The following is a 20,392-nucleotide window of genomic DNA, read 5'->3' on the forward strand; positions in this document are numbered from 1 at the left end:
ATTGCGACGGATGAAAGCAGCGCCAAAAACGCCAAAAGCAAAGCGTCAGGAAGAACAGGCCAACTTTATCAGTTGGCGTTTTGCGTTGCTGTGCGGCTGTATTCTGCTGGCGCTGACTTTCCTGCTGGGTCGTGTCGCCTGGCTCCAGGTGGTCAGCCCCGACATGCTGGTGCGTCAGGGCGATATGCGCTCGCTGCGCGTCCAGGAAGTGTCTACCGCGCGCGGGATGATTACCGACCGCTCCGGGCGGCCGCTGGCGGTCAGCGTACCGGTGAAAGCTATCTGGGCCGATCCGAAGGAGCTGCATGATGCCGGCGGGGTCACCCTGGATACGCGCTGGAAGGCGCTGGCGGACGCCCTCAATATGCCGCTGGATCAGCTGGCAACGCGCATCAATACCAATCCGCGGATGCGTTTTATCTATCTGGCGCGTCAGGTAAACCCTGACATGGCCGACTACATCAAAAAGCTAAAGCTGCCGGGCATTCATCTGCGTGAAGAGTCCCGTCGTTATTACCCTTCCGGAGAAGTGACTGCTCACCTCATTGGCTTTACCAACGTCGACAGCCAGGGGATTGAAGGGGTCGAAAAAAGCTTTGATAAATGGCTTACCGGCCAGCCGGGCGAGCGTATCGTGCGTAAAGACCGCTATGGCCGGGTCATTGAAGATATCTCTTCTACCGACAGCCAGGCGGCGCACAACCTGGCGCTGAGCATCGACGAACGTCTGCAGGCGCTGGTCTATCGCGAGCTGAACAACGCCGTGGCCTTTAACAAAGCCGAGTCGGGCAGCGCCGTGTTAGTGGACGTTAACACCGGGGAAGTGCTGGCGATGGCCAACAGCCCCTCCTATAACCCGAACAACTTCGCCGGTACGGCGAAAGACACCATGCGTAACCGCGCTATCACCGACGTATTCGAACCGGGTTCGACGGTGAAACCGATGGTGGTGATGACGGCGCTGCAGCGCGGCATCGTCAACGAAAATACCGTGCTGAATACCATTCCCTATCGAATTAACGGCCACGAAATCAAAGACGTGGCGCGTTATAGCGAATTGACCCTGACCGGGGTGCTACAGAAGTCGAGTAACGTCGGTGTTTCTAAGCTGGCGTTAGCGATGCCGTCCTCAGCGTTAGTAGATACTTACTCACGTTTTGGGCTTGGAAAGGCGACCAATTTGGGGTTGGTCGGAGAACGCAGTGGCTTATATCCTCAAAAACAACGGTGGTCTGACATAGAGAGGGCCACCTTTTCTTTCGGCTACGGGCTAATGGTAACCCCGTTACAGTTAGCGCGAGTCTACGCAACGATTGGCAGCTATGGCATCTATCGCCCGCTGTCAATTACCAAGGTTGATCCACCGGTTCCGGGCGAGCGCGTCTTCCCGGAATCACTCGTTCGTACCGTCGTTCATATGATGGAAAGCGTGGCGCTGCCCGGCGGCGGCGGCGTGAAAGCGGCGATCAAAGGCTATCGCATCGCGATTAAAACCGGTACGGCGAAAAAAGTGGGGCCGGATGGCCGCTATATCAACAAATATATTGCTTACACCGCAGGCGTTGCGCCCGCCAGCCATCCGCGCTTCGCGCTGGTGGTGGTGATCAACGACCCGCAGGCAGGTAAATACTACGGTGGCGCCGTTTCCGCGCCGGTCTTCGGTGCCATCATGGGCGGCGTATTGCGCACCATGAACATTGAGCCGGATGCGCTGGCAACGGGCGAAAAAAGTGAATTTGTAATTAATCAAGGCGAGGGAACAGGTGGCAGATCGTAATTTGCGCGACCTACTCGCTCCGTGGGTGCCAAACGCACCGGAGCGCATTCTGCGAGAGATGACGCTGGACAGCCGGGTGGCTGCTTCCGGCGATCTCTTTATCGCGGTACAGGGTCATCAGGCGGACGGGCGTCGTTATATCCCGCAGGCGATAGCGCAAGGTGTGGCTGCCATTATTGCTGAAGCGCAGGGCGAGGCTGAAGACGGTGAGATCCGTGAAATGCACGGCGTGCCGGTTATTTACCTGAGCCAGCTTAACGAACGCTTATCGGCGCTGGCCGGGCGTTTTTATCATCAGCCGTCGCAGCAGCTGCGTCTGGTGGGCGTCACCGGTACTAACGGTAAAACGACCACCACTCAACTGCTGGCGCAGTGGGCGAAGCTGCTCGGCGAAACCAGCGCAGTGATGGGGACCGTTGGCAACGGCCTGCTGGATAAAGTCGTGCCGACCGAAAATACCACCGGTTCTGCGGTAGACGTTCAGCATGTGCTCTCCAGTCTGGTCGGGCAGGGGGCAACCTTCGGCGCGATGGAAGTCTCTTCCCACGGTCTGGTGCAACACCGCGTGGCGGCGCTGCAGTTTGCCGCCTCGGTGTTTACCAATCTGAGCCGCGACCACCTCGACTACCATGGCGACATGGAGCACTACGAAGCGGCGAAATGGCTGCTGTACTCGACCCACCATTGCGGCCAGGCCATCGTCAACGCTGACGATGAAGTGGGGCGTCGCTGGCTGGCGAAGCTGCCGGATGCGGTGGCGGTGTCGATGGAAGATCATATCAATCCGAACTGCCACGGCCGCTGGCTGAAGGCCACCGCGGTCAACTATCACGACAGCGGCGCGACCATTCAGTTTGACTCCAGCTGGGGCAACGGTGAAATCGAAAGCCGCCTGATGGGCGCCTTTAACGTCAGCAACCTGCTGCTGGCGCTGGCGACGCTGCTGGCGCTGGGCTATCCGCTGGCCGATCTGCTGAAAACCGCAGCGCGTTTACAGCCGGTATGCGGCCGTATGGAAGTGTTCAGCGCGCCCGGTAAACCGGCCGTGGTGGTGGATTACGCCCATACGCCTGACGCGCTGGAAAAAGCGCTGCAGGCCGCGCGCCTGCACTGCAGCGGCAAGCTGTGGTGCGTTTTCGGCTGCGGCGGCGACCGTGACAAAGGCAAGCGTCCGCTGATGGGCGCTATCGCTGAAGAATTTGCCGACATCGTGGTGGTCACTGATGACAACCCGCGCACCGAAGAGCCGCGGGCGATTATCAACGATATTCTGGCCGGCATGCTCGATGCGGGTCATGCGAAGGTGATGGAAGGCCGCGCGGAAGCGGTCACCAACGCCGTGATGCAGGCGAAAGAGAACGACGTGGTGCTGGTGGCGGGTAAAGGCCATGAAGATTACCAGATCGTCGGCAATCGCCGTCTGGATTATTCCGACCGCGTCACCGTCGCGCGTCTGCTGGGAGCGGTAGCATGATTCGCTTTACGTTAAGCCAGCTCGCCGCGATCGCCCATGGCGAACGGCAGGGTAGCGACATCGCTATCGACGAGGTGACCTCCGATACCCGTAAAGTGACGGCGGGCTGCCTGTTTGTGGCGCTCAAAGGCGAGCGTTTCGACGCTCATGATTTTGCCGAACAGGCGAAAGCAGCTGGCGCCGGCGCGCTGCTGGTGAGCCGTCCGCTGGCCTGCGATCTCCCGCAGGTGATCGTGAAAGATACCCGCCAGGCTTTCGGCGAGTTAGCCGCCTGGGTGCGTCAGCAGGTACCGACCCGCGTCGTCGCCTTGACCGGCTCGTCCGGTAAAACCTCGGTCAAAGAGATGACCGCGGCGATCCTTAGCCAGTGCGGCAACACACTGTATACCGCTGGCAACCTGAACAACGATATCGGTGTACCGATGACGCTGCTGCGCCTGACTAAAGAGCATCAGTACGCGGTGATCGAACTCGGCGCCAACCACCAGGGCGAAATCGCCTGGACCGTCAGCCTGACGCGTCCGGAAGCCGCGCTGGTCAACAACCTTGCTGCGGCGCACCTCGAAGGTTTCGGCTCGCTGGCGGGCGTGGCGAAGGCGAAGGGCGAAATCTATACCGGTCTGCCGGAAAACGGCATCGCCATTCTCAATGCTGATAACAACGACTGGCTGAACTGGCAGGCGGTGATTGGCGATCGCAAAGTGTGGCGCTTCTCACCGAATGCGGCCAACAGCGACTTCACGGCGACCAACGTGCAGATCACCAGCCACGGTACCGAATTTACGCTGCAGACCCCAACCGGCAACGTTGACGTCCTGCTGCCGCTGCCGGGACGCCATAACATCGCTAACGCGCTGGCGGCGACCTCGCTGGCGATGGCGGTAGGCGCCGATCTGGCGGCGGTAAAAGCCGGTCTGGCGCAGCTGAAGGCCGTTCCGGGGCGTCTGTTCCCGATCCGGCTGACGGAGAGCCAGCTGCTGCTGGATGACTCCTACAACGCCAACGTTGGTTCGATGACCGCGGCAGTGCAGGTACTGTCAGAGATGCCCGGCTTCCGGGCGATGGTGGTCGGCGATATGGCGGAGCTTGGCGCGGCAAGCGCGGCCTGCCATCGCGAAGTCGGCGAGGCAGCGAAAGCGGCGGGGCTGGATTGCGTCCTCAGCGTCGGCACCTTGAGCGCGGATATCAGCCGCGCCAGCGGCGTGGGCGAACATTTTAATGATAAAGCCGCAGTAGTGGCTCGCCTGCGCGAGCTGCTGGCGGAGCACAAGATAATGACCATTTTAGTGAAGGGTTCACGTAGTGCCGCCATGGAAGAGGTAGTACGCGCATTACAGGAGACTGGGACATGTTAGTATGGCTGGCCGAACATTTGGTCAAATATTATTCCGGCTTTAACGTCTTTTCTTATCTGACGTTTCGCGCCATCGTCAGCCTGCTGACCGCGCTGTTCATCTCGTTGTGGATGGGCCCGCGCATGATCGCCCGTCTGCAAAAACTCTCCTTCGGCCAGGTCGTACGTAACGACGGTCCAGAGTCCCATTTCAGCAAACGCGGCACGCCGACCATGGGGGGGATCATGATCCTCACTGCGATCACCGTCTCCGTTCTGCTGTGGGCTTACCCCTCCAACCCGTACGTCTGGTGCGTACTGACGGTATTAATCGGCTACGGGATCATCGGCTTTGTTGATGATTACCGTAAAGTCGTGCGCAAAGATACCAAAGGCCTGATCGCTCGCTGGAAGTATTTCTGGATGTCGGTGATCGCGCTGGGCGTGGCGTTCGCGCTCTATCTGGCCGGGAAAGACACCCCGGCGACCGAGCTGGTGGTGCCATTCTTTAAAGACGTGATGCCGCAGCTGGGCCTGCTCTATATCCTGCTGGCTTACTTCGTTATCGTCGGTACCGGCAATGCGGTCAACCTGACCGATGGCCTCGACGGCCTGGCGATTATGCCGACCGTCTTCGTCGCTGCCGGCTTTGCGCTGGTGGCATGGGCTACCGGCAACATGAACTTCGCCAACTACCTGCACATTCCTTATCTGCGCCATGCTGGCGAGCTGGTGATCGTCTGTACGGCGATTGTCGGCGCGGGTCTGGGCTTCCTGTGGTTTAACACCTATCCGGCGCAGGTCTTTATGGGCGACGTCGGTTCGCTGGCGCTTGGCGGCGCGCTGGGCATTATCGCCGTGCTGCTGCGTCAGGAATTCCTGCTGGTGATTATGGGCGGCGTTTTCGTCGTGGAGACTCTGTCGGTGATCCTGCAGGTTGGCTCCTTTAAGCTGCGCGGTCAGCGCATCTTCCGTATGGCGCCGATTCACCATCACTATGAACTGAAGGGCTGGCCGGAGCCGCGCGTTATCGTGCGCTTCTGGATTATTTCGCTGATGCTGGTGCTGATTGGCCTGGCGACGCTGAAGGTACGTTAATCATGGCAGATTATCAGGGTAAAAAAGTCGTCATTATTGGGCTGGGTATGACCGGCCTGTCATGCGTGGACTTTTTCATGGCGCGCGGCGTGACGCCGCGCGTGATGGACACCCGCGTCGCGCCTCCGGGGCTGGATAAATTACCCGAATCGGTCGAATGCCATGTCGGTGGACTCAATGATACCTGGCTGCTGGCGGCGGATCTGATTGTCGCCAGTCCCGGCATCGCGCTGGCCCATCCTTCACTGAGCGCGGCAGCCGATGCAGGCGTAGAGATCGTTGGTGATATCGAACTGTTCTGCCGCGAGGCGCAGGCGCCGATTATCGCCATTACCGGCTCTAACGGCAAAAGCACTGTCACTACTCTGGTGGGCGAGATGGCGAAAGCGGCCGGCGTTAACGTCGGCGTGGGCGGTAATATCGGCCTGCCGGCGCTGATGCTGCTGGACACCGATCGTGAGCTGTATGTGCTGGAGCTCTCCAGCTTCCAGCTGGAAACGACCTCCAGCCTGCAGGCGGTGGCGGCAACCATCCTCAACGTGACTGAGGACCATATGGACCGCTACCCGCTGGGGCTGCAGCAGTATCGCGCGGCGAAGCTGCGGATTTACGAGAATGCAAAAACCTGCGTGGTGAACGCGGACGATGCGCTCACGATGCCGGTACGCGGGGCGGACGATCGCTGCATCAGCTTTGGTGTCGATGTCGGTGACTACCACCTTAACCGTCAGCAGGGCGAAACCTGGCTGCGCGTTAAAGGTGAGAAAGTCCTCAATGTGAAAGAGATGCCTCTCACCGGTCAGCATAACTACAGCAACGCCCTGGCGGCACTGGCGCTGGCCGATGCCGCGGGCCTGCCGCGGGCCAGTAGCCTCAAGGCATTAACCACCTTCACTGGTCTGGCCCATCGCTTTCAGCTGGTGCTGGATCACAACGGCGTACGCTGGATTAACGACTCGAAGGCCACCAACGTCGGCAGCACCGAGGCGGCGCTGAACGGCCTGCAGCTGGACGGCACGCTGTATCTGCTGCTGGGCGGCGACGGCAAGTCCGCTGATTTTACCCCGCTGAAGCGCTACCTCGGCGGCGATCGTATTCGCTTGTACTGTTTTGGTCGCGATGGCGCCGAGCTCGCTGAGCTGCGTCCTGACGTGGCGGTACAAACTGAGACCATGGAACAGGCGATGCGTCAGATAGCGCCCCTGGTGAAAGCGGGCGACATGGTGCTCCTGTCGCCGGCGTGCGCCAGCCTGGATCAGTTTAAGAATTTTGAACAACGGGGCGATATGTTTGCCCGTCTGGCGAAGGAGTTAGGTTGATGCGTTTCTCTCTCCCACGCCTGAGAATGCCGCAGCTGAGCTTGCCTCGGTTGAGACTGCCGCGACTGCCGGGGATGTTTATCTTCGCCTGGTTGTTCGCCGCGCTAAAAGGCTGGGTGATGGGCTCGCGCCCGAAAGATAACGACAGTCTGGTGATGTATGACCGGATGCTGCTATGGCTGACCTTCGGCCTGGCGGCGATCGGCTTTATCATGGTGACCTCGGCGTCGATGCCGGTGGGGCAGCGCCTGGCGAACGATCCTTTCCTCTTTGCCAAGCGCGACGGCCTGTATATTGTGCTGGCCTTTGTCCTCGCGCTGGTGACGCTGCGCCTGCCGATGGATTTCTGGCAGCGCCACAGTACCGCGATGCTGATTGCCTCAATTGTGATGCTGCTGATCGTACTGGTGGTGGGCAGCTCGGTAAACGGCGCATCGCGCTGGATCGCCCTTGGCCCGCTGCGTATTCAGCCGGCGGAGTTCACCAAGCTGTCGCTGTTCTGCTATATCGCCAACTATCTGGTGCGTAAAGCGGATGAAGTGCGTAACAACCTGCGCGGGTTCTTAAAACCGATGGGCGTGATTTTCGTGCTGGCGATCCTGCTGCTGGCGCAGCCTGACCTCGGTACCGTGGTAGTGCTGTTCGTCACCACGCTGGCGATGCTCTTCCTTGCTGGCGCGAAACTGTGGCAGTTCATCGCCATTATCGGCATGGGTATCTCGGCGGTGGTCCTGCTGATCCTCGCTGAACCGTACCGTATTCGCCGCGTGACCTCCTTCTGGAACCCATGGGAAGACCCGTTCGGCAGTGGTTACCAGCTGACCCAGTCGCTGATGGCCTTTGGCCGCGGCGAGATGTGGGGGCAGGGCCTCGGCAACTCAGTGCAAAAACTGGAGTATTTGCCGGAAGCGCACACTGACTTTATCTTCGCCATTATCGGCGAAGAACTCGGTTATATCGGTGTGGTACTGGCGCTTTTAATGGTATTCTTCGTCGCTTTCCGCGCCATGTCGATTGGCCGTAAAGCGCTGGAGATCGATCATCGCTTCTCCGGCTTCCTCGCCTGTGCGATTGGCATCTGGTTTAGCTTCCAGGCGTTAGTTAACGTCGGGGCGGCGGCGGGGATGCTGCCGACGAAAGGTTTGACGCTGCCGCTGATCAGTTATGGTGGTTCCAGTCTGCTGATTATGTCGACGGCCATCATGTTGTTGTTGCGAATAGATTATGAAACGCGTCTGGAAAAAGCCCAGGCGTTTACACGGGGTGTTCGATGAGCGGTCAGGAAAAGCGGTTGATGGTGATGGCGGGCGGTACCGGCGGGCATGTGTTCCCGGGGCTGGCGGTCGCGCACCATTTAATGGACCAGGGCTGGCAGGTTCGCTGGCTGGGTACCGCCGATCGTATGGAAGCGGATTTAGTGCCGAAAAACGGCATCGAGATTGATTTTATCCGTATCTCCGGCCTGCGTGGCAAAGGGATAAAAGCGCAACTGCTGGCGCCGGTGCGTATCTTCAACGCCTGGCGTCAGGCGCGAGCGATCATGAAGCGTTTCCAGCCGGATGTGGTGCTGGGCATGGGCGGCTATGTCTCCGGGCCTGGCGGTCTGGCGGCGTGGTCGTTGGGGATCCCGGTGGTCCTCCACGAACAAAACGGTATTGCCGGTCTGACCAACAAATGGCTGGCGAAGATTGCGAAGAAAGTGATGCAGGCGTTTCCCGGCGCGTTCCCGCATGCGGACGTGGTCGGAAACCCGGTGCGTACCGATGTACTGGCGCTGCCGCTGCCGGGTCAGAGACTGGTGGGGCGTCATGGACCGATTCGCGTGCTGGTGGTCGGTGGCTCTCAGGGCGCGCGCGTCCTGAACCAGACTATGCCGCAGGTGGCGGCGAAGCTCGGTGATGCGGTGACCATCTGGCATCAGAGCGGCAAAGGCGGTCAGCAAACCGTGCAACAGGCCTATGCCGCTGCGGGGCAGCCGCAGCATAAAGTGACGGAATTTATTGATGACATGGCCGCGGCCTATGCCTGGGCTGATGTCGTGGTTTGCCGTTCCGGCGCGCTGACGGTCAGCGAAATCGCGGCTGCAGGTTTACCGGCGCTGTTTGTACCCTTCCAGCACAAAGATCGTCAGCAGTACTGGAATGCGCTGCCGCTGGAGAAAGCCGGCGCGGCGAAAATTCTTGAACAGCCTGAGTTCACGGTAGAGGCGGTTGCCTCTACCCTGGCGAGCTGGGATCGGGAAACGTTGCTGGATATGGCGGAACGAGCGCGTGGCGCTTCGATTCCGGACGCTACCGAGCGAGTAGCAGAAGAGGTCAGCGCCGTAGCTTTGGCGCGCTAATTGCGGTGATTTTCACCGCCCGAATGACAGAAGTTGATGGCGTAAAGAATGAATACACAAGATTTGGCAAAACTGCGTTCCATAGTGCCCGAGATGCGTCGCGTCCGGCACATTCACTTTGTCGGCATCGGCGGTGCCGGTATGGGCGGTATTGCCGAAGTGTTGGCTAATGAAGGTTATCAGATCAGCGGCTCCGACCTGGCGCCGAATCCGGTGACCCAACAGCTGTCGCAGCTTGGCGCCACTATTTATTTCAACCATCGCCCGGAAAACGTGCGCGATGCCAGCGTTGTGGTCGTTTCCAGCGCGATTTCCGCAGATAACCCGGAAATCGTTGCCGCACACGAAGCGCGCATTCCGGTGATCCGCCGTGCGGAAATGCTGGCGGAGCTGATGCGCTTCCGCCACGGGATTGCGATTGCCGGAACTCACGGCAAAACCACTACCACCGCGATGGTGTCCAGTATTTACGCCGAAGCCGGGCTCGACCCGACCTTCGTCAACGGCGGGCTGGTGAAAGCGGCGGGCGTGCATGCCCGTCTCGGCCATAGCCGTTATCTGATTGCGGAAGCGGATGAGAGCGATGCGTCGTTCCTGCATCTGCAGCCGATGGTCGCGATTGTGACCAACATCGAAGCCGACCATATGGATACCTACCATGGCGACTTCGAAAATCTGAAGCAGACCTTTATTAACTTCCTGCACAACCTGCCGTTCTACGGACGCGCGGTGATGTGCGTGGACGATCCGGTTATTCGTGAACTGCTGCCGCGCGTCGGCCGGCAGATCACCACCTACGGTTTTAGCGACGACGCCGACGTTCGCGTCGAGGACTACCGTCAGCTTGGGGCTCAAGGCCATTTTCGCCTGGTGCGTCAGGATAAAGAGATCCTGCAGGTCACGCTCAATGCCCCGGGACGCCATAACGCATTGAACGCGGCGGCGGCGGTGGCCGTGGCGACGGAAGAGGGGATTGACGACCAGGCGATCCTGCGCGCGCTGGAAAGTTTCCAGGGAACCGGACGCCGCTTTGATTTTCTTGGCGAGTTTCCGCTGGCGGAAGTCAACGGCAAGCCGGGCAGCGCGATGCTGATCGATGACTACGGCCACCACCCGACGGAAGTGGACGCCACCATCAAAGCCGCGCGCGCTGGCTGGCCGGATAAAAATCTGGTGATGCTGTTCCAGCCGCACCGTTATACCCGTACCCGCGATCTGTATGACGATTTCGCCAACGTGCTGACCCAGGTCGATGCGCTGCTGATGCTGGATGTCTATCCGGCGGGCGAAGCGCCGATCCCGGGCGCCGATAGCCGCTCACTGTGCCGTACGATCCGCGGTCGCGGTAAAGTTGACCCAATCCTGGTCTCTGACCCGGCCCAGGCCGCGGAGATGCTGGCGTCGGTGCTGACCGGTAACGATTTAGTGCTGGTGCAGGGCGCGGGCAATATCGGAAAAATTGCCCGTCACCTGGCTGAAATCAAACTGGCTCCGCAAAAAACGGAGGAAGAGCGCCATGGCTGATAAAATCGCGGTGCTTTTCGGTGGAACCTCCGCTGAACGTGAAGTGTCGCTGAATTCAGGCGCCGCGGTGCTGGCCGGGCTGCGTGAAGGCGGGGTGGATGCCCATCCGGTCGACCCGCGCGACATCGATATTACCCAGTTAAAAAATCTGGGCTTTAAGAAAGCGTTTATTGCCCTCCATGGCCGCGGCGGGGAAGATGGCACATTGCAGGGGCTGCTGGATCTGATCCAGTTGCCTTATACCGGCAGCGGGGTGATGGCCTCTGCGTTGTCGATGGATAAACTGCGCAGCAAATGGCTGTGGCAGGGGGCGGGATTGCCGGTCGCGCCGTGGGTCGCGCTGACCCGCGCCCAGTTTACTGCAGGACTTTCTGCTGCCGTTGAACAACAGATTGCGGCGCTGGGCCTGCCGGTCATCATCAAGCCGAGCCGTGAAGGCTCCAGCGTCGGGATGTCGAAAGTCAGCGAAAGCTGTGATTTACCGAGTGCATTGGCGCTGGCTTTTCAGCATGATGATGAAGTTTTGGTCGAAAAATGGCTTAGTGGGCCGGAATTTACCGTCGCCATCGTCGGTGAAGAAATTTTACCGTCAATACGTATCCAGGCCGCGGGAACCTTCTATGATTATGAGGCGAAGTATCTGTCTGATGAGACGCAATATTTCTGCCCTGGATTTGAAGATCCCGCGCGTGAGTCAGACATCCAGAGCCTGGTGCTTAAAGCCTGGAATGTTCTGGGGTGTAAAGGCTGGGGCCGTATTGACGTGATGCTGGACAGCGATGGCCAGTTTTATCTGCTGGAAGCAAATACTTCCCCGGGCATGACCAGCCATAGCCTTGTACCGATGGCGGCGCGTCAGGCAGGAATGAGCTTCTCCCAGCTTGTTGTACGAATTCTGGACCTGGCGGGGTGATATGTCGCAGGCTGCGCTGAATACGCGGAACCATGAAGAGGACGTTTCTTCTTCGCGTCGGAGTAATGGAACGCGGCTGGCAGGGATCGTTTTCCTGCTGGCGGTGCTGTTTACCGTGCTGGTCAGCGGGTGGATGGTTCTTGGCTGGATGGAAGATGCGCAGCGCTTGCCGCTGTCGAAGATGGTGGTGACCGGCGAGCGTCACTATACGCGCAATGATGACATCCGCCAGGCGATTCTGGCGTTGGGTTCACCGGGTACTTTCATGACTCAGGATGTGAACATTATTCAGAGTCAAATTGAACGCTTGCCGTGGATTAAGCAGGCGAGCGTCCGTAAGCAGTGGCCCGATGAATTGAAGATTCATCTGGTTGAATATGTGCCGATTGCGCGCTGGAATGATCAACATATGGTGGATGCAGAAGGAAATGCCTTCAGCGTACCGGCGGATCGCACCAGCAAACAGAATTTACCGATGTTATACGGCCCGGAAGGCAGTGAGAACGAAGTGCTGCAAGGGTATCGTGACATGGGGCAGGTGCTGGCAAAGGATAAATTCACGTTGAAAGTGGCGGCGATGACCGCCCGTCGCTCCTGGCAGTTGACGCTTAATAATGACATTAAGCTCAACCTTGGCCGTGGCGATACCATGAAACGGCTTCAGCGCTTTATGGAACTCTACCCGGTTCTCCAGCAGCAGGCGCAGACCGACGGCAAACGGATTAGCTACGTTGATTTGCGTTATGACTCGGGTGCGGCAGTGGGCTGGGTACCTGCTCCCGTAGAGGAAACTAATCAACAACAGAATCAGGCACAGGCAGAACAACAATGATCAAGGCGACGGACAGAAAACTGGTAGTTGGACTGGAGATTGGCACCGCTAAGGTGGCCGCTTTAGTAGGGGAAGTTCTGCCCGACGGCATGATTAATATCATCGGCGTGGGCAGTTGCCCATCACGTGGTATGGATAAAGGCGGTGTGAACGACCTCGAGTCGGTGGTGAAATGCGTACAGCGCGCCATCGACCAGGCCGAACTGATGGCGGATTGCCAGATTTCATCAGTTTATTTGGCACTTTCGGGTAAACATATAAGCTGTCAGAATGAAATCGGGATGGTACCGATTTCGGAAGAAGAAGTGACGCTGGATGACGTTGAGAACGTGGTCCACACCGCGAAGTCGGTTCGCGTCCGCGATGAACATCGCGTCCTGCACGTGATTCCGCAGGAATATGCCATCGACTACCAGGAAGGGATTAAAAACCCGGTAGGGCTGTCCGGCGTGCGTATGCAGGCGAAGGTGCATCTGATTACCTGCCATAACGATATGGCGAAAAACATTGTTAAAGCGGTGGAACGTTGCGGTCTGAAAGTTGACCAACTTATTTTCGCCGGGTTAGCGGCCAGTTATTCGGTATTAACAGAAGATGAACGTGAGCTGGGCGTCTGCGTCGTGGACATCGGCGGTGGTACAATGGATATCGCCGTCTACACCGGCGGCGCATTGCGTCACACCAAAGTGATCCCGTACGCCGGGAACGTGGTGACCAGCGATATCGCCTATGCCTTTGGTACGCCGCCGAGCGATGCCGAAGCGATTAAGGTTCGTCACGGTTGCGCATTAGGTTCCATCGTCGGTAAAGACGAAAACGTCGAAGTCCCGAGCGTAGGCGGACGTCCGCCGCGCAGCCTGCAGCGTCAGACGCTGGCAGAGGTGATTGAACCGCGTTATACCGAGCTGCTTAATCTGGTCAACGAAGAGATCCTGCAGCTGCAGGAACAGCTTCGCCAGCAGGGTGTCAAACATCATCTGGCGGCAGGGATTGTGTTAACCGGCGGCGCGGCGCAAATTGAAGGCCTGGCGGCCTGCGCGCAGCGGGTATTCCATACCCAGGTGCGTATTGGCGCGCCGCTGAACATTACTGGTTTAACGGATTACGCCCAGGAGCCGTATTATTCGACGGCGGTTGGGCTGCTGCACTACGGCAAAGAGTCACATTTGAGTGGTGAAGCGGAAGTCGAAAAACGCGTGACGGCGTCAGTGGGCTCGTGGATTAAACGACTCAACAGCTGGCTGCGAAAAGAGTTTTAATTTTTTAAGAGAACGCAGACAATTAGCGTTCTCAGGCGACAGGCACAAGACGGAGAGAAACTATGTTTGAACCTATGGAACTGACCAACGACGCGGTGATTAAAGTCATCGGCGTCGGTGGCGGCGGCGGTAACGCCGTTGAACACATGGTGCGCGAGCGCATTGAGGGTGTTGAATTCTTCGCGGTGAACACCGATGCGCAGGCGCTGCGTAAAACGGCTGTTGGCCAGACTATCCAGATCGGTAGCGGTATTACCAAAGGTCTGGGTGCGGGCGCGAACCCGGAAGTCGGCCGCAATGCGGCGGACGAAGACCGCGAAGCGCTGCGTGCGGCCCTTGATGGCGCAGACATGGTGTTCATCGCGGCAGGTATGGGCGGCGGTACCGGTACCGGTGCGGCGCCAGTGGTTGCGGAAGTGGCGAAGGATCTGGGTATCCTCACCGTTGCGGTGGTCACGAAGCCGTTTAATTTCGAAGGCAAGAAGCGCATGGCGTTTGCTGAGCAGGGGATCACCGAGCTGTCCAAGCACGTTGACTCACTGATCACCATCCCGAACGACAAGCTGCTGAAAGTACTCGGCCGTGGTATTTCTCTGCTCGACGCGTTCGGCGCGGCAAACGATGTACTGAAAGGCGCGGTGCAGGGTATCGCCGAACTGATTACGCGTCCGGGCCTGATGAACGTCGACTTCGCGGACGTCCGTACCGTGATGTCAGAAATGGGCTACGCGATGATGGGCTCCGGCGTGGCGAGTGGTGAAGACCGTGCGGAAGAAGCGGCTGAAATGGCTATCTCTTCTCCGCTGCTGGAAGATATCGACCTGTCCGGCGCGCGCGGCGTACTGGTTAACATCACTGCGGGCTTCGACCTGCGTCTGGATGAGTTCGAAACCGTGGGTAACACCATCCGTGCCTTTGCGTCGGATAACGCGACCGTAGTTATCGGTACTTCTCTGGACCCGGATATGAACGACGAGCTGCGCGTGACCGTGGTGGCGACTGGTATCGGCATGGACAAGCGTCCGGAAATTACCCTGGTGACCAACAAACAGGTTCAGCAGCCGGTGATGGATCGCTACCAGCAGCACGGTATGTCGCCGCTGACGCAAGAGCAGAAGCCGGCAGCAAAAGTGGTGAACGACAATACGCCGCAAACCGCGAAAGAGCCGGATTATCTGGATATCCCAGCCTTCCTGCGTAAGCAAGCCGATTAAGAATCGACTGGAAGTTGGGCATCTGCGCTCTTTGTGCTAAACTGGCCTCCCGATAGTGGTGTACACTTCGGTTGGATAGGTAAATTGGCGAGATTATACGATGATCAAACAAAGGACTCTTAAACGTATCGTTCAGGCGACTGGTGTCGGTTTGCATACCGGCAAGAAAGTCACACTGACGTTACGCCCTGCGCCGGCAAATACCGGGGTCATCTATCGTCGCACCGACTTGAATCCACCGGTAGATTTTCCGGCTGATGCCAAATCTGTGCGTGATACCATGCTCTGTACTTGCCTGGTTAATGAGCATGACGTGCGGATTTCTACGGTTGAACACCTGAACGCCGCATTGGCTGGCCTGGGTATCGACAACATTATTGTTGAAGTCGATGCGCCGGAAATCCCGATTATGGACGGCAGTGCGGCTCCGTTCGTTTATCTGTTGCTGGACGCCGGCATCGATGAACTGAACTGCGCCAAGAAATTTGTTCGTATCAAAGAGACGGTTCGCGTCGAAGATGGCGACAAATGGGCTGAATTCAAACCGTACAATGGTTTTTCGCTGGATTTCACCATCGATTTTAACCATCCGGCGATTGATGCCAGCACCCAGCGCTATACGCTGAACTTCTCGGCCGATGCGTTCATGCGTCAGATTAGCCGTGCGCGTACCTTCGGTTTTATGCGCGATATCGAATATCTGCAGTCCCGCGGCCTGTGCCTGGGCGGCAGCTTCGATTGTGCCATCGTTGTTGACGATTATCGCGTACTGAACGAAGACGGTCTGCGCTTTGAAGACGAATTTGTTCGCCACAAAATGCTGGATGCGATCGGTGACCTGTTTATGTGTGGTCACAACATTATCGGCGCATTCACGGCGTACAAATCGGGTCACGCGTTGAATAACAAACTGCTGCAGGCGGTCCTGGCAAAACAGGAAGCCTGGGAGTATGTGACCTTCGAAGACGACGCAAAACTGCCTATGGCGTTCCGCGCACCGTCGATGGTTCTGGCGTAAGCCTGACCATTCAGTAAATTCGACTGGTAACCTGGTACTCTCTCCGACCAGGGAACCAGTCGTTTTTCTTTTATAACCCCTTCCAGTTATTTTTCGCAGTGATTGTCGGGCAATAATTAGCGCGCGTTCGCTGTTTTATTAAGCGTTTTCCCCGGGCAATCGCCTTCATTCATGCTGCCTCAGCGCGGTAATAATGTTAGTATTTGAGCGCAAAATTATTTCTCCGGGTTGCTTTACCCCGTGGATGTCAGGGTGTCCTGCAAAAAACGCTAATTAAGAGGCAGCCTGAACGACGACGGGTATACCAACGAAAGGTAATGAAAGTGAGTGGATTGCTGACGCGCTGGCGACAGTTTGGCAGACGGTATTTTTGGCCGCATCTCCTGTTGGGGATGGTCGCGGCCAGCTTCGGCCTGCCCGCGCTTAGCAACAGCCACGAAACCGCGACGCCGGCGAAGGCAACGTCCAGCAACCATAATCCGAGCAAAGTTAACTTCTCTCAGCTGGCGCTGCTGGAGAGTAATCGTCGGCCGAACTTTACCGTCGACTACTGGCATCAGCACGCCATTCGCACCGTTATTCGTCATCTCTCCTTCGCGATGGCGCCACAGGCATTGCCGGTGGCGGAAGAAACTTCTCCGCTGCAGGCCCAACATCTGGCGCTGCTTGATACGCTCAGCGCGCTGCTGACCCAGGACAGCACGCCGCCGGTGGTGATCCGCCAGGTGGCTTACATCTCTTCCTCATATTCTGCCTTCCGCGTGAGCGCCTGGATTAGCCAGGTGGCGGGGATCCGCGCAGGACCTCAACGTCTCAGCTGAAAATAACCACGGACCATCCTATTTTTTGTGACTCCGCACCGCGGGGCGTTTGAGATTTTATTATGCTTATTAAAATGTTAACTAAGGTTTTCGGCAGCCGTAACGACCGTACGCTGCGTCGTATGCGCAAAGTTGTCAATATCATCAACGGTATGGAACCGGCGATGGAAAAACTCTCTGATGACGAGCTGAAAGCGAAAACTGCTGAATTCCGCGCGCGCCTGGAAAAAGGCGAAGTGCTGGAAAACCTGATCCCGGAAGCCTTTGCCGTCGTTCGCGAAGCCAGTAAGCGTGTGTTTGGCATGCGCCACTTCGACGTCCAGCTGCTGGGCGGTATGGTGCTTAACGATCGCTGCATCGCCGAGATGCGTACTGGTGAAGGTAAAACGCTGACCGCGACCCTGCCAGCGTACCTCAACGCGCTGACCGGTAAAGGCGTCCACGTGGTGACCGTCAACGACTATCTGGCGCAGCGTGACGCCGAAAACAACCGTCCGCTGTTCGAATTCCTTGGTATGAGCGTGGGCATCAATATGTCCGGTCTGCCGGCGCCGGCGAAGCGTGACGCCTACGCGGCCGACATCACTTACGGTACCAACAACGAATACGGCTTCGACTATCTGCGCGACAACATGGCCTTCAGCCCGGAAGAGCGCGTTCAACGTAAACTGCACTATGCGCTGGTGGATGAGGTGGACTCCATCCTGATCGACGAAGCGCGTACCCCGCTGATCATTTCCGGTCCGGCGGAAGACAGCTCTGAAATGTACCGTAAGGTAAACAAAATCATCCCGCATCTGATCCGTCAGGAAAAAGAGGATTCGGATACCTTTACCGGTGAAGGCCACTTCTCTGTTGATGAGAAAGCCCGCCAGGTTAACCTGACCGAACGCGGTCTGGTGCTCATCGAAGAGCTGCTGGTGCAGGAAGGCATTATGGAAGAAGGTGAGTCGCTGTACTCCCCGACCAACATCATGCTGATGCACCACGTGACCGCCGCGCTGCGCGCCCATGCGTTGTTCACCCGCGACGTTGACTACATCGTTAAAGATGGCGAAGTTATCATCGTCGATGAGCACACTGGCCGTACGATGCAAGGCCGCCGTTGGTCCGATGGTCTGCACCAGGCGGTAGAAGCCAAAGAAGGCGTGGAGATCCAGAACGAGAACCAGACTCTGGCCTCTATCACCTTCCAGAACTACTTCCGCCTGTACGAGAAACTGGCGGGGATGACCGGTACAGCGGATACCGAAGCCTTCGAATTCAGCTCTATCTATAAGCTGGATACCGTTGTCGTGCCGACCAACCGTCCGATGATCCGTAAGGACATGGCGGATCTGGTCTATATGACCGAAGCGGAAAAAATTCAGGCGATTATCGAAGATATTAAAACCCGCACCGCTGCCGGCCAGCCGGTGCTGGTGGGGACTATCTCGATCGAAAAATCCGAAGTAGTTTCGCGCGAGCTGACCAAAGCCGGCATCAAGCACAACGTACTGAACGCCAAGTTCCACGCCAGCGAAGCGGATATCGTCGCCCAGGCGGGTTATCCGGCAGCGGTGACCATTGCCACCAACATGGCGGGTCGTGGTACCGATATTATGCTCGGCGGTAGCTGGCAGGCGGAAGTCGCCGCGCTGGAAAATCCGACGGCGGAACAGATTGAAAAAATCAAAGCGGACTGGCAGGTGCGCCATGATGCGGTTCTGGCCGCAGGCGGTCTACACATTATCGGTACTGAGCGTCATGAATCACGCCGTATCGATAACCAGCTGCGTGGCCGTGCGGGTCGTCAGGGTGATGCCGGTTCTTCCCGCTTCTACCTGTCGATGGAAGATGCCCTGATGCGTATCTTCGCCTCCGATCGTGTGTCCGGCATGATGCGCAAACTGGGGATGAAACCGGGTGAAGCCATCGAGCACCCATGGGTGACTAAGGCTATCGCCAACGCCCAGCGTAAAGTGGAAAGCCGTAACTTTGATATTCGTAAGCAGCTGCTGGAATATGATGATGTGGCTAACGACCAGCGCCGCGCGATCTACACTCAGCGTAACGAACTGCTGGACGTGTCTGATGTCAGCGAAACCATCAACAGCATCCGCGAAGACGTCTTTAAAGCGACTATCGATGCGCATATTCCGCCGCAGTCGCTGGAAGAGATGTGGGATATTGAAGGCCTGCAGGAGCGTCTGAAAAACGACTTCGACCTCGAGCTGCCGATCAAAGAGTGGCTGGATAAAGAGCCAGAGCTGCATGAAGAGACCCTGCGTGAACGTATTCTGCAGAGCGCGGTAGAAACTTACCAGCGTAAAGAAGAAGTGGTCGGTGCCGAGATGATGCGTCACTTTGAGAAAGGTGTGATGCTGCAGACCCTGGACTCCCTGTGGAAAGAGCACCTGGCAGCGATGGACTATCTGCGTCAGGGTATCCATCTGCGTGGCTATGCGCAGAAAGATCCGAAGCAGGAGTACAAGCGCGAATCGTTCTCTATGTTTGCTGCGATGCTGGAGTCACTGAAGTATGAAGTGATTAGCACCCTGAGCAAAGTCCAGGTGCGTATGCCGGAAGAAGTCGAAGCGATGGAGCAACAGCGTCGTGAAGAAGCCGAGCGCCTGGCGCAGATGCAGCAGCTCAGCCATCAGAGCGACGATGAGGCCGCTGCCGAGGATCTGGCGGCACAAACCGGCGAGCGTAAAGTGGGGCGTAACGATCCCTGTCCGTGCGGTTCCGGTAAAAAATATAAACAGTGCCACGGCCGTCTGAGCTAAGGCCTGATAAAAAAACAAAGGCGCAGAGTTCTGCGCCTTTTTTATGGAGCTGATTCAATGAAAAAACTGCAAATCGCCGTCGGGATAATTCGCAATCCGCAAGGCGAAATCTTTATTACCCAGCGCGCCGCTGATGCCCATATGGCGAATAAGCTGGAGTTCCCGGGCGGGAAGATTGAATCTGATGAGACGCCGGAGCAGGCGCTAATTCGCGAGCTGCAGGAAGAGGTTGGAATTACGGTAAGGTCTGCAACGCTATTCGATAAGCTGGAGTATCAGTTCCCTGACCGCCATATAACGCTGTGGTTTTTCCTTGTGGAAAGTTGGCAAGGCGAGCCATGGGGCAAAGAAGGGCAACCGGGACGGTGGATGGCGGGTCAGACACTGGATCCAGAGGAGTTCCCCCCGGCGAATGAACCGGTTATCAACAAACTTATCGGCCTGGGCTGAGCGTCAGGCTACAACGCTAACCCGATAATTATCGGGTTAGCGTGCCGGTAAATCAGGGCTGCTGCTCGCTCCAGTCATCGCTGTCGGAGAGATCGCCCGCACTGGGGATGCGTTTCTCTTCTGCGGCCCATTCTCCCAGATCGATCAGCTGACAGCGCTTGCTGCAGAATGGACGAAAGGGACTCTGCTCGCCCCACACCACGTTTTTGCCGCAGGTCGGGCAGTTGACGATGGTCTCTTCAGACATGTTA

Annotated in this window: 17 protein-coding genes; 16 read left to right on the forward strand and 1 reads right to left on the reverse strand. The window is 57.7% G+C overall.

Annotated features, from left to right (window positions below; genetic code table 11):
- Positions 1–10: 10 nt before the first annotated feature.
- From CW267_RS07920 to mutT, 16 genes are all read left to right on the forward strand, one after another.
- Entirely contained in the window at positions 11–1,777 is a 1,767-nt protein-coding gene (locus tag CW267_RS07920) for a peptidoglycan glycosyltransferase FtsI (RefSeq protein WP_008807437.1), read from the forward strand.
- Complete coding sequence (murE, locus tag CW267_RS07925; RefSeq protein WP_008807436.1) at positions 1,764–3,251, forward strand: UDP-N-acetylmuramoyl-L-alanyl-D-glutamate--2,6-diaminopimelate ligase; 1,488 nt, start codon at positions 1,764–1,766, stop codon at positions 3,249–3,251. The genes CW267_RS07920 and murE overlap by 14 nt, the downstream gene beginning before the upstream one ends.
- Positions 3,248–4,606, forward strand: coding sequence for a UDP-N-acetylmuramoyl-tripeptide--D-alanyl-D-alanine ligase (gene murF / locus CW267_RS07930; protein WP_100781231.1), 1,359 nt, complete (start codon positions 3,248–3,250; stop codon positions 4,604–4,606). The genes murE and murF overlap by 4 nt, the downstream gene beginning before the upstream one ends.
- A complete protein-coding gene (gene mraY / locus CW267_RS07935; protein WP_008807434.1) occupies positions 4,600–5,682 on the forward strand; it encodes a phospho-N-acetylmuramoyl-pentapeptide-transferase in 1,083 nt (360 codons plus the stop codon). The genes murF and mraY overlap by 7 nt, the downstream gene beginning before the upstream one ends.
- A gap of 2 nt (positions 5,683–5,684) precedes the next feature.
- Entirely contained in the window at positions 5,685–7,001 is a 1,317-nt protein-coding gene (gene murD, locus CW267_RS07940) for a UDP-N-acetylmuramoyl-L-alanine--D-glutamate ligase (RefSeq protein ID WP_008807433.1), read from the forward strand.
- The gene (gene ftsW / locus CW267_RS07945; RefSeq protein WP_004204337.1) at positions 7,001–8,275 is read left to right on the forward strand and encodes a cell division protein FtsW; all 1,275 of its coding nucleotides are present in this window, start codon (positions 7,001–7,003) and stop codon (positions 8,273–8,275) included. The genes murD and ftsW overlap by 1 nt, the downstream gene beginning before the upstream one ends.
- Positions 8,272–9,342: an undecaprenyldiphospho-muramoylpentapeptide beta-N-acetylglucosaminyltransferase gene (gene murG / locus CW267_RS07950; protein WP_008807432.1), complete on the forward strand. Its 1,071-nt coding sequence runs from the start codon at positions 8,272–8,274 to the stop codon at positions 9,340–9,342. The genes ftsW and murG overlap by 4 nt, the downstream gene beginning before the upstream one ends.
- A gap of 48 nt (positions 9,343–9,390) precedes the next feature.
- The gene (gene murC, locus CW267_RS07955; protein ID WP_008807431.1) at positions 9,391–10,866 is read left to right on the forward strand and encodes a UDP-N-acetylmuramate--L-alanine ligase; all 1,476 of its coding nucleotides are present in this window, start codon (positions 9,391–9,393) and stop codon (positions 10,864–10,866) included.
- Entirely contained in the window at positions 10,859–11,779 is a 921-nt protein-coding gene (locus tag CW267_RS07960) for a D-alanine--D-alanine ligase (RefSeq protein ID WP_008807430.1), read from the forward strand. The genes murC and CW267_RS07960 overlap by 8 nt, the downstream gene beginning before the upstream one ends.
- Before the next feature lies 1 nt (position 11,780).
- On the forward strand, positions 11,781–12,611 hold the full coding sequence (ftsQ, locus tag CW267_RS07965) for a cell division protein FtsQ (RefSeq protein WP_008807429.1): 831 nt from the start codon (positions 11,781–11,783) through the stop codon (positions 12,609–12,611).
- Complete coding sequence (gene ftsA / locus CW267_RS07970) at positions 12,608–13,870, forward strand: cell division protein FtsA (RefSeq protein WP_004204343.1); 1,263 nt, start codon at positions 12,608–12,610, stop codon at positions 13,868–13,870. Before ftsQ ends, ftsA begins: the two co-directional genes overlap by 4 nt.
- A 62-nt stretch (positions 13,871–13,932) precedes the next feature.
- Positions 13,933–15,084: a cell division protein FtsZ gene (gene ftsZ / locus CW267_RS07975; RefSeq protein ID WP_002888628.1), complete on the forward strand. Its 1,152-nt coding sequence runs from the start codon at positions 13,933–13,935 to the stop codon at positions 15,082–15,084.
- A 100-nt stretch (positions 15,085–15,184) separates the two neighbouring features.
- On the forward strand, positions 15,185–16,102 hold the full coding sequence (lpxC, locus tag CW267_RS07980) for a UDP-3-O-acyl-N-acetylglucosamine deacetylase (RefSeq protein WP_002888632.1): 918 nt from the start codon (positions 15,185–15,187) through the stop codon (positions 16,100–16,102).
- Between the two features lie 323 nt (positions 16,103–16,425).
- A complete protein-coding gene (gene secM, locus CW267_RS07985; RefSeq protein ID WP_049245540.1) occupies positions 16,426–16,923 on the forward strand; it encodes a secA translation cis-regulator SecM in 498 nt (165 codons plus the stop codon).
- A 62-nt stretch (positions 16,924–16,985) separates the two neighbouring features.
- A complete protein-coding gene (gene secA, locus CW267_RS07990; protein ID WP_049152093.1) occupies positions 16,986–19,691 on the forward strand; it encodes a preprotein translocase subunit SecA in 2,706 nt (901 codons plus the stop codon).
- Positions 19,692–19,748: 57 nt separating this feature from the next.
- Entirely contained in the window at positions 19,749–20,141 is a 393-nt protein-coding gene (gene mutT, locus CW267_RS07995; RefSeq protein ID WP_049152095.1) for an 8-oxo-dGTP diphosphatase MutT, read from the forward strand.
- A 52-nt stretch (positions 20,142–20,193) separates the two neighbouring features.
- Here the strand turns inward: mutT and yacG are convergent, their stop codons facing one another.
- On the reverse strand, positions 20,194–20,388 hold the full coding sequence (yacG, locus tag CW267_RS08000; protein ID WP_008807425.1) for a DNA gyrase inhibitor YacG: 195 nt from the start codon (positions 20,386–20,388) through the stop codon (positions 20,194–20,196).
- Positions 20,389–20,392: the final 4 nt, after the last annotated feature.

It is taken from the genome of Klebsiella sp. X1-16S-Nf21 (assembly GCF_002837615.1).
GTDB lineage: Bacteria > Pseudomonadota > Gammaproteobacteria > Enterobacterales > Enterobacteriaceae > Klebsiella > Klebsiella variicola.

Excerpts from the sequence above, each read along its gene's own strand:
- mraY (WP_008807434.1), top strand. The coding sequence starts at position 4,600 with ATGTTAGTATGGCTGGCCGAACATTTGGTCAAATATTATTCCGGCTTT.
- CW267_RS07920 (WP_008807437.1), top strand. The coding sequence starts at position 11 with ATGAAAGCAGCGCCAAAAACGCCAAAAGCAAAGCGTCAGGAAGAACAG.
- murC (WP_008807431.1), top strand. The coding sequence starts at position 9,391 with ATGAATACACAAGATTTGGCAAAACTGCGTTCCATAGTGCCCGAGATG.
- yacG (WP_008807425.1), bottom strand. The coding sequence starts at position 20,388 with ATGTCTGAAGAGACCATCGTCAACTGCCCGACCTGCGGCAAAAACGTG.
- ftsQ (WP_008807429.1), top strand. The coding sequence starts at position 11,781 with ATGTCGCAGGCTGCGCTGAATACGCGGAACCATGAAGAGGACGTTTCT.
- secA (WP_049152093.1), top strand. The coding sequence starts at position 16,986 with ATGCTTATTAAAATGTTAACTAAGGTTTTCGGCAGCCGTAACGACCGT.
- murD (WP_008807433.1), top strand. The coding sequence starts at position 5,685 with ATGGCAGATTATCAGGGTAAAAAAGTCGTCATTATTGGGCTGGGTATG.
- lpxC (WP_002888632.1), top strand. The coding sequence starts at position 15,185 with ATGATCAAACAAAGGACTCTTAAACGTATCGTTCAGGCGACTGGTGTC.
- ftsZ (WP_002888628.1), top strand. The coding sequence starts at position 13,933 with ATGTTTGAACCTATGGAACTGACCAACGACGCGGTGATTAAAGTCATC.
- ftsW (WP_004204337.1), top strand. The coding sequence starts at position 7,001 with ATGCGTTTCTCTCTCCCACGCCTGAGAATGCCGCAGCTGAGCTTGCCT.
- murG (WP_008807432.1), top strand. The coding sequence starts at position 8,272 with ATGAGCGGTCAGGAAAAGCGGTTGATGGTGATGGCGGGCGGTACCGGC.
- mutT (WP_049152095.1), top strand. The coding sequence starts at position 19,749 with ATGAAAAAACTGCAAATCGCCGTCGGGATAATTCGCAATCCGCAAGGC.
- ftsA (WP_004204343.1), top strand. The coding sequence starts at position 12,608 with ATGATCAAGGCGACGGACAGAAAACTGGTAGTTGGACTGGAGATTGGC.
- murF (WP_100781231.1), top strand. The coding sequence starts at position 3,248 with ATGATTCGCTTTACGTTAAGCCAGCTCGCCGCGATCGCCCATGGCGAA.
- CW267_RS07960 (WP_008807430.1), top strand. The coding sequence starts at position 10,859 with ATGGCTGATAAAATCGCGGTGCTTTTCGGTGGAACCTCCGCTGAACGT.